Source organism: Mariniflexile sp. (genome assembly GCF_041583155.1).
In the GTDB taxonomy this organism is placed as follows: domain Bacteria; phylum Bacteroidota; class Bacteroidia; order Flavobacteriales; family Flavobacteriaceae; genus Mariniflexile.
The window spans coordinates 87,429-101,636 of record NZ_JBFHGK010000008.1 but is presented as its reverse complement, the minus strand read 5'-3'; the positions used below and the strand labels follow the sequence as shown (position 1 = coordinate 101,636).

The window sequence follows — 14,208 nt, the reverse complement described above, 5'->3', positions numbered from 1 at the left end:
ATATTCAATCTACAAATCGCAACTGAAAGCTAAAAATCTAAGGTATATTAAGATATTTATGAGTTTGGAGCGATACTTTCCACTGTGGATTAGCCATTACATAATCCACAATTTCAGGAATCACTTTATCACGCTTACTCCATTCTGGTTGTAAATATAAAATACAATCCTTGTTAACATTGGCTGCTTGCTCTTCCGCAAAACGAAAGTCGTCCTTATTATAAACAATAACTTTAAGCTCGTTTGCTTGTTCATAAACCTCTAGAGTCGGTAACTTCATTTTTTTAGGGGATAAACAAATCCAATCCCAAATACCTGTTAATTTATAGGCACCAGAAGTTTCTATATGTATCTGCATTCCTTCTGCTTTTAACCTGCTTGTTAAAGGCTCCATATTCCAGGTTAAGGGTTCTCCTCCTGTTATTACTATGGTATTACTAGATGCTTTGGCATCCTCAACAATTTTTGAAATATTTGTTGGAGGATGTAAATTGGCATTCCAACTTTCCTTAACATCGCACCAATGGCAACCCACATCGCAACCACCAATTCTAATAAAATATGCAGCAGTTCCTTTATGGTAACCTTCTCCCTGAATGGTGTAAAATGCTTCCATTAAAGGTAGCATTTCCCCCTTATTAACTAAACTTTGTATGTCTTTATTCATAATCGTTCGCAAAGATAACGGTTTGCAAGCTAATTGTTGGAAGTTTTATAAGGCATGTTCATCTAAATTTATATATAAATACCTATTTTTATCAAAAATTACAATCAATGAGTAAGAAGGAAACTTTTTTTAAGCATATAACTGAAGGTCATATTTGTAAAGGCGATTATATTCCTGTTGGAGCCGCCATGTTAGATGGTGAAACCATAACAGATGCTTTAGTTAAAATTCCGCTAAAAACATTAAACCGACATGGCTTAATTGCTGGTGCTACCGGAACTGGTAAAACAAAATCCCTGCAAGTTTTGGCTGAAAATTTAAGTGATAAAGGCATTCCTGTGCTACTTATGGATATTAAAGGTGATTTAAGTGGTTTAGCACAAGCCAGTGAAGGACACCCTAAAATTGATGAACGTCATGAAAAAATAGGCATTCCTTTTGAAGCCAAGGCTTTTCCTGTAGAAATTTTAACGCTATCTGAACAAAATGGTGTACGCTTACGTGCAACGGTTAGTGAATTCGGCCCCGTGCTATTATCCCGTATTTTAGATTTATCGGAAGCTCAATCTGGTGTTGTTGCTGTAATTTTTCAATATTGTGATCATAATAAACTTCCTATTCTCGATTTAAAAGATTTTAAAAAAATATTACAATACGCTACTCAAGAAGGTAAAGAAGAATTTGATGAAGCTTACGGTCGTATCTCAACCGCTTCAACTGGTGCCATTTTAAGAAAAGTAGTAGAATTGGAGCAACAAGGTGCCGATTTGTTTTTTGGTGAAACATCTTTTGATGTAGATGATTTATTACGCATTAACAATGAAGGTAAAGGCTATATAAACATTATCAGACTTACCGATATTCAAGATAGACCAAAGCTTTTCTCTACCTTCATGCTGAGTTTGTTGGCCGAAATTTATTCCACATTCCCAGAGCAAGGTGATAGTGACCGTCCGGAATTAGTCATTTTTATTGATGAAGCCCATCTAATTTTCAATGAAGCCTCAAAAGCATTATTGAATCAAATAGAAAGTATTGTTAAACTTATTCGTAGTAAAGGTGTCGGTTTGTATTTTGTAACTCAAAATCCAACCGATGTACCCGAAGCTATTTTAAGTCAGTTAGGCTTAAAAGTACAACATGCCTTAAGAGCCTTTACTGCCAAAGATAGAAAAGCCATAAAGCTAACTGCCCAAAATTATCCCGATTCTGAGTTTTACGATACCACAGCCGTATTAACCTCATTAGGAACTGGTGAAGCTTTAGTCTCTGCGTTAGACGAAAAAGGACGTCCTACCCCACTGGCTGCCACCATGATGCGCGCACCCATGAGTAGAATGGATATTTTAACAGAAGATGAGTTAAGTGATTTACTAACAAAATCAAAATTAGTTAAAAAATACAACGAAACCATTGATAGAGAGAGTGCTTACGAACTTTTAAACAAAAAAATCGAAAAAGCTGAAGCCGAAGAAGCCAAGGAAAAAGCTAAAAAAGAACAGGAAGCACTTGAAAAAGCTGAATCGAAACGAGCTAGCAAAACATCTTCCAGCAGAAAAAGTACTGCCATGAATCCTGTAGTTAAAGTGCTAACCAGTGCAACATTTATACGTAGTGTGTTTGGTATTTTAAATAAAGTAATGAAAAAATAGGTTTATAATAACCCTAAAAAAAACCTGAATAATTAATGAATCCATTTTTATCTAAACTGTTGTTTGATCTTGCTCGAAAGCGACTTCAAACTAAACAGAAAAACAAGACTATAAGTAAAAAGCAAATAGTTCCATTAGTCAGGAACTTTCAAATTGAAATAGCTCATGCCATAAAAGAGTATATTTTAATTATTGTGGGCGTTTTTTCTGCTGGTTTTGGCTTAAAAGGCTTCTTATTACCAAACCGATTCATTGATGGTGGCGCTACGGGTATATCCCTTCTGCTTCAAAATGTTACTTCTTTTGACTTAAGTTACTTTTTGATTCTGGTAAATCTTCCGTTTTTAATTCTAGCCTCCAAAACCTTTAGCGTAAAATTCGCTTTAAGGAGTATGGCTGCTATCGCTTTTTTAGCATTCGTAGTTCATTTTGTTGAATACCCAACAGTTACTGATGATAAACTGCTTATTTCCGTTTTTGGAGGTTTCTTTTTAGGATTAGGTATTGGGATGTCCATGCGAGGTGGTAGTGTTATTGATGGCACCGAAGTGTTAGCCATCTTTTTAAGTAGAAAATTATCACTTACTATAGGTGATGTATTATTGCTAATCAACATCTTGATATTTTCAGTTGGTGCTTATATTCTATCCATAGAAACCGCGCTTTACGCTATTTTAACCTATTTAGCAGCAGCAAAAACAGTAGATTTTGTTGTGGATGGCGTTGAAGAATATGTAGGCGTAACCATCATTTCCAACAGTCATGAAGAAATAAGAATCATGCTTGTAGACAAATTACAACGTGCCTGTACCATTTATGCTGGAAAAGGTGGCTATGGAAAAAGTGGCGATAGCTACGACAAAGATATTATTTATACCGTTGTTACCCGTCTAGAACTTGCCAAATTGCAGACCGAAATTGATAAAATTGATAGAAATGCCTTTATCATTATGGGTATTGTTAAAGATCTGAAAGGCGGCATGATTAAGAAGAAACCAATGCAAGGGCATTGAAATGAAAAATTAATAATTAACCATGGTTAATTAAATTTATGAAAGCGAAAAAATACACAATACAAGACAAGCCTTTTGTAGTTCCTACTACTGATGGTAAAGTTATAAAAGAGCATTTTGGATTAGCAACCAACCATAATGATGCCATAAGTATTGCCCACATGAAAGCACCTGCTGGCTGGAGCGAACCTTTTCAAACACCTGAATTTGACGAATATACTTTTATAATTCGGGGTAAAAAACAATTCATTATCGACGGAGAAACAGTTGTTTTAGAAGCTGGACAGTCCATTAAAATAGATAGAAACACACGTGTTCAATATTCCAACCCGTTTACAGAGGTATGCGAATACATTGCAATCTGTACTCCTGCATTTTCTATGGATTTAGTAAATAGAGAAGATTAAATGAATAAAAACTTAATTAAAGTTATAGGTAGCACCATAAACGTATTCAGCTACATTTCGTCTTCTTATTCGGCGCAGCTTGCAATCTACTTGTTTTCCAAACCTAACAAAGGTAAAATTACATCCGAAGAAGCTCCTTTTTTGGAAACTGCTTCCAAAGAAACCGTTCTCTTTAAAAAGATCCCAATTGCAACATACCATTGGAAAGGTACAAAAGAAACCGTTTTATTAGTTCATGGCTGGGAAAGCAATGCATTTAGATGGAAAGATCTAATTGAAATGCTACAGGCGCAAAATTACAACATCATCGCTATAGATGCGCCAGCACATGGAAATTCTGGTAATAAAATTTTTAATGTTTTCTTATATTCTGATTGCATTAATGCTGTTACATCTCACTTTAAAATTGACAGTATCGTAGGGCATTCCGTAGGTGCTACGGCTTCTGCAATTTCCTTACATAAATATAATTCATCCATTAAAAAACTAATTTCCTTGGGTGCACCATCTAACTTCACGGGTATCATTACCAATTATATTAATATGATGGGGTATAACAACAGAGTTACAAATGCAATGAACAACTATTATTTAAAGCATTTTGACCATGAACCCGATTATTTTTCTGCAAAAAATTTCTTAAAAGATATTCAGGCAAAAGGTCTTATAATTCACGACAAAAAAGATCGAATCATTTCCTATAGAGACGCATTGGATATTTCAAAACATTACAAAGATTCTAAACTCATAAAAACCATTGGATTAGGACACGGTTTAAAAAGTGAACTCGTTTACAATCATATTTTAGAGTTTTTAAACGACTAGATTTGTTGTACTTTTGAAGAATGGAAACAGAATTGAAACGTATAAATAAATTTTTAAGTGAAGTTGGCTATTGCTCGCGCAGAGAAGCCGACAAACTTATTGAAGCTGGCAGAGTAACCATCAATGGTATTATTCCTGAAATGGGTACCAAGATAGCTCCTAACGATGTGGTTGAAGTAGATGGCAAGGCTATTAATAACACCAAAACTTCCTTTGTTTATTTAGCGTTTAACAAGCCTGTTGGTATTGTTTGTACAACAGATACTAGTGTTGAAAAAGATAATATTATCGATTTTATAAACTATCCCAAGCGTATTTTTCCAATTGGACGTTTGGACAAGCCTAGTGAAGGTTTAATTCTTTTAACCGATGATGGGGATATTGTAAATAAAATTCTTCGTGCAAGCAATAACCACGAAAAAGAATACATTGTTACTGTAGATAAACCTATTTCGCAAACCTTCATAGAACGTATGCGTGACGGAATTCCTCTGGCAGAATTAAATAGAACCACCAAAAAATGCAAGGTTGAAAAATTAGGAACCTATGAGTTTAAAATTATTTTAACACAAGGACTAAATAGGCAGATACGACGTATGTGTGAATACCTAAATTATGAGGTACAAACACTGAAACGTGTTCGTATTATGAATATTAAACTCGATATGCCTCTTGGCGAATACAGAGAACTAACTAAAGATGAGTTTAAAGAGTTAAACGAACTAATTAGTGATTCCTCTAAAGAATTTATCCCTAAAAAAGTAATACCTAAAACAGAAAAACGCACACGCCGAAAAAAAACTGATTAGGTTTTTAGGCGTTTCTTCGTTCGCGAGCCAATAACGTATTTTTCAATAACATTGCGATAGTCATAGGGCCAACACCGCCTGGAACTGGAGTAATATAACTTGCTTTTTTGCTTACACTTTCAAAATGAACATCACCTGCTAACCTATAACCGCTTGCTTTTGTTGTATCAGGAACACGTGTAATTCCAACATCCACAATAACAACACCTTCCTTAACCATATCGCCGGTTAAAAACTCGGAAATACCAATGGCTGCTACAATAATATCTGCCGCTTTGGTAATTTCAGCTAAATCTTTAGTACGACTGTGAACTACAGTTACTGTGGCATCACCAGCTTTACGTTTCTGACTCATTAATATACTCATTGGACGACCAACAATATGGCTTCTACCCATAACTACTACATTTTTACCAGAAGTTTCTACTTGGTAGCGTTCTAATAATTCCAGAATGCCGTATGGAGTTGCTGGTAAAAAAGTAGGTAAATCTAAAGCCATTTTCCCAACGTTTGTTGGATGAAACCCATCTACATCTTTATCTGGATGCACAGCCATTAAAACTTTTTGCTCGTCAATATGTTTCGGCAACGGTAATTGTACAATAAAACCATCAATAGCATCATCAGTGTTTAAATCGTGTATTTTTTGCAACAACTCGGCTTCGGTAGTATTTTCGGGTAAATCGATTAAAGTTGAATGAAAACCTATTTTTTCGCAAGCCTTTACTTTTGCATTTACGTAGGTCATACTCGCTCCATCAGTTCCTACTAAAATAGCTGCCAAATGTGGCACTTTTTCACCTTTAGAAATCATATCACTTACTTGTTTTGCGATTTCTTCTTTTATATCGTTACTTACTTTTTTACCGTCTAAAATTATCATCTCTATAAGTTTTCAGTCGCAGTCGCAGTCGCAGATTATCACTCTACCGACTTACTTATGCCATTTTAGTTTTCTATATTAACTCCAAATTTCTCTGGATTATTAATCATGTAATTTATTAATTTTCAAATCTCCTTGCCTTCATCTGAACATTTTGAATAATCTTCATTTGAAATATAGTTACAAGCCTATGCTAAACCCAACCGAGTATTCGTTTCAGAATTTTCACCTTCAGCATCCGTTAACTTACTAATAAAATATTTTGGTAAACGTCTTTTTCTATAGGCTTCAGAAATATTCGCAGATACAGAACGAGAACTTCTTCGTATTTGATCAGTCAAAGAATAAGTTTATTCCTTTGGAAAACTTTTTGAAATCCATAAACAATAATCTTTACTACTGAAAACCTGTGACTGCGACTGAAAACTAAATTACTTCATGTTCTTCATCATCTGCATCATCTTTTTGCCGCCACCACCTTGCATCATCTTCATCATTTTGCTCATTTGGTCGAATTGCTTTAAAAGCTGATTTACTTGTTGTACCGAAGTACCAGAACCTTTTCCTATACGTTGTTTTCTACTCGCGTTTATTATATTAGGATTGCTTCTTTCTTTAGGAGTCATGGAATGAATAATAGCTTCGATACCTTTAAATGCATCATCATCAATATCCACATCTTTTAACATTTTTCCAGCACCAGGAATCATACCCATAAGGTCTTTCATGTTTCCCATTTTTTTAATTTGCTGAATTTGTTTCAAGAAATCATCAAATCCAAATTGGTTTTTGGCAATTTTCTTTTGAAGTTTACGAGCTTCCTCCTCATCGAACTGCTCTTGTGCACGCTCTACTAAGGAAACAACGTCACCCATCCCCAAAATACGGTCTGCCATACGTGATGGATAGAACACATCAATGGCTTCCATTTTTTCTCCTGTACCAATAAACTTAATTGGTTTATTGACCACAGATTTAATGGAAATTGCGGCACCACCTCGCGTATCACCATCTAATTTTGTAAGTATAACACCATCAAAATTCAACACATCGTTGAAAGCTTTGGCTGTATTTACGGCATCCTGACCCGTCATAGAATCTACTACAAACAAAGTCTCTTGCGGTTGAATGGCTTTATGGATGTTCGATATTTCAGTCATCATCACCTCATCAACAGCTAAACGACCTGCGGTATCTATTATTACTACATTGTAACCATTTGCTTTAGCATGTGCAATACCTGCTTTTGAAATGGCTACAGGATCGGTATTTCCTTTATCACTATAAACCTCTACGCCTATTTGGCCTCCAACTACATGCAATTGGTCTATTGCCGCAGGTCTGTAAACATCACAAGCTACTAATAAAGGTTTTTTAGATTTTTTAGTTTTAAGATAATTGGCTAGTTTACCAGAAAAGGTTGTTTTACCAGAACCTTGTAAACCCGACATTAAAATTACACTTGGGTTCCCTGAAAGGTTAACACCTGCTGCATCGCCACCCATAAGTTGGGTTAACTCGTCTTTAACGATTTTAACCATTAACTGACCTGGTTGCAACGTGGTTAACACGTTCTGACCCAGCGCTTTTTCTTTTACTGTATTAGTAAAATCTTTAGCTATCTTAAAGTTTACGTCGGCATCTAATAAAGCTCGTCTTACTTCTTTTAAAGTTTCGGCTACGTTTACTTCCGTTATACTTCCGTGACCTTTAAGTACGTGTAACGCCTTATCTAATTTATCGCTTAAATTATTGAACATAGTCCAGTTTTAATTTTAAAAGTGCAAAGTTAATGATTTGGAGCGTATTTTTTACCCTGATTTTTATAAAAAAGCAGCTTCCTTTTTAGTTTCTATACTTTCTGCTTTGTTGTGTTGTGCGCTAGGGATAGGAGTGAAAATCCTTTTTAAAACTAGTAAACCTTACTTTTGATGAAAGTGACAATTTGCTATTAACCGATTTTTAATATCTATACAGCCCTTTTAAAAAGATTGTAACGGATAGCCCGACCCTTGTGGTAGCGCCATAAAAAAAATAAAAAGCATAAAAAAGGTTGTTAAAACCGAAGTTTAACAACCTTTATAAAGAAACCATTATTAATATTTTACTTAATTAACCTATTAACATAGTTTCTTTAGTTAACCTAAAGTGCGTTTAATTTTTCTTTTCAAGGACTAATGTTCTTTCTGCTATTCCAGAAGCACTGAAGTCTGTTAATTCAATTCTGCTGGTTGTAACACTTGTTATTCTCCATCGGTAATTTAATTCATTGAATGGTTCTTGGTTTTTAAAATACAAGCCAAGGTATAGACCATTGTTTCTGTAAGACAACCACGAGCCAACAATAAGTTGGTTGTAAGGCGTTGTATTCGGATTGATGGTATTTGTTACCTCTACACGTCCGTTTATCATGAAATCTACAGTATAATTCTTAAAGTTTTCGGTTGGGTCCACAACATGGATTAAACCATCATCGTACTTAGCAACTTCCCACTTACCTGCTATAAGAATGATATCAATATATTTTAAATCGTCATCAACATCTGGACAATATCTTTCTAAAATCATTTTATTATTGGCGTTTTCAAGTTTTATTAAACCTGGTTCCAAGAAAGTTATTAACCATTCAAGTTTTAAATCGGGACGATCCTCTAGCGTTATTTTTAAAGTAAAACCAATATTTCGAACCCCTATTTCGTATGTTCCTGATACAAATTCTCCATTCACTCGGATTTTCACTTCGTTATTTGGTAAGAATTTTAAAGGAGCTCCTATATAGTCTTTTTCATTCTCTGCCCCATTCACGTTTAGGCGTGCAACTCTCCAAAAGCATTGTTGTAAATAACTTTCAATACGTTCTATAGTATAATCTATAACGACATCGCAATTTTTCTTTAAAATAATTTTATTTCCACCGGTTTGATATAGTTTTATCCTGCCAGCTTCTAAATCGTAAACAAACCATTCTAAAGTAAAGTCTACTAAAGTCTCAAACTCCAATTTAATTAAGGCTCCACGATTGGTTATTCTTGTAGTCCAATTACCTGTTAGCATATCGCCCTCTCTAGTACGAATTTTAACTACGTTTTCATCTTTAAACACTATGGCGTATTCACGATAGGTATTGCTTAAACTAGCTGCATTTCTTTGGAATTCATACACAACCCAAGGGCATGATTTTAATAAATTGTCTAAGCGTTCTTTGGTGAAATCGTCATCACCATAATCGTTATTATCATCTTCATTACAGGTTTCTCTAGCTTCTTTAATTGCTAAAGCAAGTTCTGCATTGTTATTTACTTGAATGATTGTTCCATCTGCCAACTCCAAGTTTAATGGAAAGTTGATACTAGCTATAACCTCAGCATTTTTAACACGATTGATAAATTTGTATAGCTCTCTATCGTTTTCGACTGTAACTACGCTAATAATTTGAAATTTGGTATTAAAAACAGAGAACGAAATTGGGTATTGAAAATCGATACATTCTATATCATCATCTTCTTCATTTTCATCATGGCATTTTTCAACTAAAGCTTCTAAAGCATTCTTATTTTGTAAAGTAACCTCGGTATGATCTGTTAAATACACCGTTATGGGAAATTGGATATTAATAGAATCGTCATCATCCTCATCCTCATTAAAAATAGTCTCCACCTTTTGGTAGTCTTCAATAGACGTTATAATTAACTCATTCCCATTCACTTCAACAGTAATTGGCAATTTAATGGTTAAACAACTGGCTTTATCAATAATATTATCTACCGAACCATCTTTTGTGGTAGTTGCTTTCATTAAGCTCGTTAATTCAGAAGTTGCTACAAGGGCTTCACTTTCTGCTGGTTCGGTTATTTCAATTACTTCATCCTGACACGATGTAAAAAATAAAAGGGCAAAAAAAGGAATTAGTAATAAGGCTTTAAATTTAGTTTTCATGGTGTTTGAGTTTTAGGGTTCGACATCATTTTTTTATTATAAAACAAGATAACTTTAAAAATTCCTACCCTCTTTTTAAAAAAAGTTTCAAAGTTGTAAAGTTTCAAAGTATTAAAAACCTTATTTTAGTATTACCAACCACTTTAAATAATGCAGAAACACCTACAAGATAATATATGCGAAGAGCGTTTATTTTCGTCCATATTTAAAAAATATGCCAAAGACCTACATAACTTTTTGTATTACAAATATGGTGAATTGTTAAATCCTAAAGACAAAGTACAGGAAGCATTTATAAAACTATGGGAGAATTGTGCTAAGGTTAGCCCCGACAAAGCAAAAAGTTTTGTGTTTACCATCGCCAATAATTTAATGCTTAACGAAACGGCTCACCAAAAAGTAATTTTAAAATATCAACAAACAAAACCAAAGACATACACCAATGAAAATCCTGAATTTTTAATGCAGGAAACCGAATATAATAATAAACTACAAAAAGCACTCTCCAATTTAACTGAAGCCCAACGTGAAGCTTTTTTGATGAACCGAATTGAAGGTAAACGTTTTAAGGAAATTGCTGAAGTTTTGAATATATCCACCAAAGCAGTTGAAAAACGTATTTATGGTGCATTGGAAAAATTGCGAAAAGATATAAAGGAATTGTAGCGCTGTAAGGTTACACTTTAAAACTTTTATAAAGTAATGGTAGGAAAAAAGAGAACTTAACTGTTATATAAGTGAATACTGAAATGATGAACAGAGAAGAATTAATAGTAAAATGGTTGAACAACGACCTAAATGATCTAGAACTTGAGGCATTTAAAATGCTTGAAGACTATGATGATTTAATAAAATTAGATGCTAATTTGAAGTCTTTTAAGGCTGATGAATATGACACCTCTAAAGAATTAGAATCAGTTTTAAAAACCATAACACAAAAAAGACAAACACAAACCAATTGGTTTAAACCTTTTTTGCGTGTTGCTGCTATTCTTGCCATTTGTTTTGGTGCCTATTACTACACAACGACTTTGGACACTACCGTTACCACAAAATTGGCTCAAAAAACAATGGTTGAGTTGCCCGATAATTCCAAGGTCTCATTAAATGCAAAATCAACTCTGGTTTTCAATAAAAGCACCTGGAAAAAACACCGTGATGTAGAACTTAATGGTGAAGCATTTTTTAAAGTTGCTAAAGGATCCACATTCCATGTTAATACTACTTCAGGCACTGTAACAGTTTATGGAACGGAATTTAACATAAAACAACGTGATAATTATTTTGAGGTTATTTGCTACGAAGGTTTGGTTGGAGTTAAATACAAGTCTCAAGAAACAAAACTAAAAGCAGGAGACAGTTTTTTAATTATTGATGGAAAAACAATTGCTAAAGAAAAAGAAAACCGCTCCCAACCTTCGTGGTTAAATAACGAAAGCACTTTTAAAAGTTTACCATTTAAAGAAGTTATTGCTGAGTTTGAAAGACAATATAATGTTGATATCCAGCTTTTAAATATTGATGATACACAATTATTCACCGGTAGTTTTGCGCATAGCAATATTGATGTAGCATTAAAAGCCATAACATTACCTTTTGATATAACTTACAGTAAAACGAATCGAACGATTCTCTTAAAACGTGAATAGAAAAGGACATCTTTCTATTATTTATTTACTCTTTTTTTTGAATGTTTCCAATTTAATAGCGCAAAGCAATCAAAAAGAAAAGCAACCACTTATTATTATTTTAAAGTTACTTGAAGCAAAATATAACATTAGCTTTTCGTATGCCGATGATACTATTAAAACCAAAACTGGAACTTTCCCTAGTGATACATTACCCTTAGATGAAGCCTTAAAAGTTCTTAAAACGGAAACCTTATTAGATTTTGAATTATTAGACAACCGTTTTGTTGTGATAAAAAAACCAAAAAGCGATACTGCCGAAACCAACGATTTTAAACTACAACGACTAGAAGAAGTTATAGTTAGTAACTTCCTAACCACAGGTATCACAAAATTTAATGATGGATCACTTACCATTAAACCCGAAACTTTTGGAATTCTTCCTGGTCTCATAGAAGCAGATGTTTTACAAACTATTCAAGCGCTACCTGGTGTTTTAAGCACCGATGAAACTGTGTCAAATATTAACGTTCGTGGTGGTACACACGACCAAAACCTACTACTTTGGGACGGAATTAAAATGTACCAATCTGGGCATTTTTTCGGATTAATTTCAGCCTTTAATCCCCACACCACCAAATGTGTAAACATCTATAAAAATGGTACCAGTGCTAAATATGGCGATGGTATTTCTAGCATAATCGACATGCAATTACCAAACGAAATTGACAACGAATTTAAAGCGGGTTTGGGGGTTAATCTTATAAATTTAGATGGGTTCGCAAAAATACCATTGTCTGAAAAAACAGAATTTCAGCTTTCTAGCCGGCGTTCAGTAACCGATTTAATTTTAACGCCTACCTACGACCAATATTTTAAACGCATATTCCAAGATTCCGATTTAACAAACTCCAATAGAAATTCTATCTCCCAAAATGAACAATTCTATTTTTACGATGTAACGATGAAGTTCTTATACGATATCTCAAATAAAGATAAAATAAGAATTCATTTTTTAAACGTTAATAACCAGTTGGATTATGATGAACAATCAAACATTAATGATAGAAATGAAGCCCTAAACAGCAAACTATCCCAACAAAATTTAGCTACGGGTATTACTTTTACTAGAAACTGGAACGATAAACTTACTACAAATTCGCAGATTTCGGTTTCAAATTATGATTTAGATGCCACCAACAACGATATTATAAACAATTTACGCTTAATTCAGGAAAATGAAGTTTTTGATGGTTCAGCTAAATTCGACATTCATTACATGCCTAACCTCCAATTCAAAATAAATGGCGGATATCAATTTAATGAAGTCGGAATTAGTAATTTAGAAGATGTTAGCAATCCTATTTTTAGAAGTTACATTAAGGAAGTTATTAGAAGCCACGCCGTTTATACGGAAACTAATTTACTTTCAAAAAATGCTGAAACCAATTTAAAATTTGGTGTTCGATTAAATTATATTCAAAAATTTGATATGCTGTTCGCTGAACCACGATTAAGTTTCAGCCAACGATTTTTTAATAATTTCCGTTTGGAGATTTTAGGAGAATACAAAAGCCAAACAACTACTCAAATTATCGATTTACAAAATGATTTCTTAGGTGTTGAAAAACGCCGATGGGTACTTTCCAACAATAGAAACGTTCCTGTTTTAAAAAGCAAACAGGCATCCGTAGGCATTCATTACAACAAAAACAAACTCCTTATAAGTGCAGAAACCTACATTAAAAGAGTGAATGGCATTACTACACGAAGTCAAGGGTTTCAAAATCAATTTCAATTCACAAAAGCCATAGGCAGTTATGAGATTAAAGGAATTGATGTATTAATAAACAAACAAATTAAAGATGTTATTAGCACCTGGATTTCTTACTCCTTCAATACGAACAACTATACTTTTGAAACTTTAAACAACGGCAAGCCATTTCCTAACAACGCCAACATTAAGCATGCGGTTACTTTTGGCAGCACCTATACCTACGGAAATTTAAAATTTGCCTTGGGATTAAACTGGCATTCCGGAAAACCAACCACCTTACCCAACCCAAACCACAACGCAAATGATGAGGAAATTACATTTTCAAGTCCTAATAATGCCAACTTAATGGATTATTTACGTGCCGATTGCTCTGCCACCTATCAAATTAACCTCTCCAATACCACCATGGCTACCATAGGCGCCTCCATTTGGAATATTACCAATAAAAAAAACATACTTAATGCCTATTACAACTTAGACGATGAAAACCAGGTTACGAAAGTAGAAAATCAATCTTTAGGCATCACCCCCAACCTTAGTTTACGAATTCATTTCTAGCATTTTACAAAACAAGACCGTGTGAAATTTAATTTTTGAAAACAGAACAATCC

The 14,208-nt window shown here is 34.0% G+C and carries 13 protein-coding genes; 8 read left to right on the top strand and 5 right to left on the bottom strand.

Annotated elements, in window-relative coordinates; all coding sequences use genetic code 11:
* Window positions 1-37 precede the first annotated feature (37 nt).
* Window positions 38-667 (bottom strand): 7-carboxy-7-deazaguanine synthase QueE, encoded by a 630-nt coding sequence (locus tag ABYI63_RS04785; protein WP_372753995.1) that lies wholly within the window; start codon window positions 665-667, stop codon window positions 38-40.
* A 107-nt stretch (window positions 668-774) separates the two neighbouring features.
* On the opposite strand from ABYI63_RS04785, the gene ABYI63_RS04780 reads away from it, so the two are divergent.
* Genes ABYI63_RS04780 through rluF form a run of 5 tightly spaced genes read left to right on the top strand, consistent with a single transcriptional unit; the run spans window position 775 to window position 5,373 of the window.
* A complete protein-coding gene (locus tag ABYI63_RS04780; protein WP_372753993.1) occupies window positions 775-2,319 on the top strand; it encodes a helicase HerA-like domain-containing protein in 1,545 nt (514 codons plus the stop codon).
* Window positions 2,320-2,354: 35 nt separating this feature from the next.
* A complete protein-coding gene (locus tag ABYI63_RS04775) occupies window positions 2,355-3,332 on the top strand; it encodes a YitT family protein (protein ID WP_372753991.1) in 978 nt (325 codons plus the stop codon).
* A 38-nt stretch (window positions 3,333-3,370) separates the two neighbouring features.
* The gene (locus tag ABYI63_RS04770) at window positions 3,371-3,739 is read left to right on the top strand and encodes a cupin domain-containing protein (protein ID WP_372753989.1); all 369 of its coding nucleotides are present in this window, start codon (window positions 3,371-3,373) and stop codon (window positions 3,737-3,739) included.
* A complete protein-coding gene (locus ABYI63_RS04765; protein ID WP_372753987.1) occupies window positions 3,740-4,564 on the top strand; it encodes an alpha/beta hydrolase in 825 nt (274 codons plus the stop codon).
* Between the two features lie 20 nt (window positions 4,565-4,584).
* Window positions 4,585-5,373, top strand: a complete 789-nt coding sequence (rluF, locus tag ABYI63_RS04760; protein ID WP_372753985.1) for a 23S rRNA pseudouridine(2604) synthase RluF — start codon at window positions 4,585-4,587, stop codon at window positions 5,371-5,373.
* A 4-nt stretch (window positions 5,374-5,377) separates the two neighbouring features.
* On the opposite strand, the gene folD is transcribed toward rluF, so the two are convergent.
* The 4 genes from folD to ABYI63_RS04740 all read right to left on the bottom strand — a co-directional run bounded on the left by folD (window position 5,378) and on the right by ABYI63_RS04740 (window position 10,192).
* Window positions 5,378-6,256: a bifunctional methylenetetrahydrofolate dehydrogenase/methenyltetrahydrofolate cyclohydrolase FolD gene (gene folD, locus ABYI63_RS04755; protein ID WP_372753983.1), complete on the bottom strand. Its 879-nt coding sequence runs from the start codon at window positions 6,254-6,256 to the stop codon at window positions 5,378-5,380.
* Between the two features lie 188 nt (window positions 6,257-6,444).
* Window positions 6,445-6,597 carry a four helix bundle protein gene (locus ABYI63_RS04750; protein ID WP_372753981.1) on the bottom strand — a complete coding sequence of 51 codons (153 nt, stop codon included), beginning with the start codon at window positions 6,595-6,597 and terminating at the stop codon, window positions 6,445-6,447.
* Window positions 6,598-6,687: 90 nt separating this feature from the next.
* On the bottom strand, window positions 6,688-8,016 hold the full coding sequence (ffh, locus tag ABYI63_RS04745; protein ID WP_372753979.1) for a signal recognition particle protein: 1,329 nt from the start codon (window positions 8,014-8,016) through the stop codon (window positions 6,688-6,690).
* Between the two features lie 394 nt (window positions 8,017-8,410).
* The gene (locus ABYI63_RS04740; RefSeq protein ID WP_372753978.1) at window positions 8,411-10,192 is read right to left on the bottom strand and encodes a hypothetical protein; all 1,782 of its coding nucleotides are present in this window, start codon (window positions 10,190-10,192) and stop codon (window positions 8,411-8,413) included.
* Between the two features lie 150 nt (window positions 10,193-10,342).
* On the opposite strand from ABYI63_RS04740, the gene ABYI63_RS04735 reads away from it, so the two are divergent.
* The 3 genes from ABYI63_RS04735 to ABYI63_RS04725 all read left to right on the top strand — a co-directional run bounded on the left by ABYI63_RS04735 (window position 10,343) and on the right by ABYI63_RS04725 (window position 14,155).
* On the top strand, window positions 10,343-10,858 hold the full coding sequence (locus tag ABYI63_RS04735) for an RNA polymerase sigma factor (RefSeq protein ID WP_372753975.1): 516 nt from the start codon (window positions 10,343-10,345) through the stop codon (window positions 10,856-10,858).
* An 83-nt stretch (window positions 10,859-10,941) separates the two neighbouring features.
* Window positions 10,942-11,841, top strand: a complete 900-nt coding sequence (locus tag ABYI63_RS04730) for a FecR family protein (protein WP_372753973.1) — start codon at window positions 10,942-10,944, stop codon at window positions 11,839-11,841.
* Complete coding sequence (locus ABYI63_RS04725) at window positions 11,834-14,155, top strand: TonB-dependent receptor plug domain-containing protein (protein ID WP_372753971.1); 2,322 nt, start codon at window positions 11,834-11,836, stop codon at window positions 14,153-14,155. The genes ABYI63_RS04730 and ABYI63_RS04725 overlap by 8 nt, the downstream gene beginning before the upstream one ends.
* The last annotated feature ends 53 nt before the right edge of the window (window positions 14,156-14,208 follow it).

Coding starts and splice junctions, on each gene's coding strand:
- ABYI63_RS04785 (WP_372753995.1), bottom strand. CDS start 667: ATGAATAAAGACATACAAAGTTTAGTTAATAAGGGGGAAATGCTACCT.
- ABYI63_RS04780 (WP_372753993.1), top strand. CDS start 775: ATGAGTAAGAAGGAAACTTTTTTTAAGCATATAACTGAAGGTCATATT.
- ABYI63_RS04775 (WP_372753991.1), top strand. CDS start 2,355: ATGAATCCATTTTTATCTAAACTGTTGTTTGATCTTGCTCGAAAGCGA.
- ABYI63_RS04770 (WP_372753989.1), top strand. CDS start 3,371: ATGAAAGCGAAAAAATACACAATACAAGACAAGCCTTTTGTAGTTCCT.
- ABYI63_RS04765 (WP_372753987.1), top strand. CDS start 3,740: ATGAATAAAAACTTAATTAAAGTTATAGGTAGCACCATAAACGTATTC.
- rluF (WP_372753985.1), top strand. CDS start 4,585: ATGGAAACAGAATTGAAACGTATAAATAAATTTTTAAGTGAAGTTGGC.
- folD (WP_372753983.1), bottom strand. CDS start 6,256: ATGATAATTTTAGACGGTAAAAAAGTAAGTAACGATATAAAAGAAGAA.
- ffh (WP_372753979.1), bottom strand. CDS start 8,016: ATGTTCAATAATTTAAGCGATAAATTAGATAAGGCGTTACACGTACTT.
- ABYI63_RS04740 (WP_372753978.1), bottom strand. CDS start 10,192: ATGAAAACTAAATTTAAAGCCTTATTACTAATTCCTTTTTTTGCCCTT.
- ABYI63_RS04735 (WP_372753975.1), top strand. CDS start 10,343: ATGCAGAAACACCTACAAGATAATATATGCGAAGAGCGTTTATTTTCG.
- ABYI63_RS04730 (WP_372753973.1), top strand. CDS start 10,942: ATGATGAACAGAGAAGAATTAATAGTAAAATGGTTGAACAACGACCTA.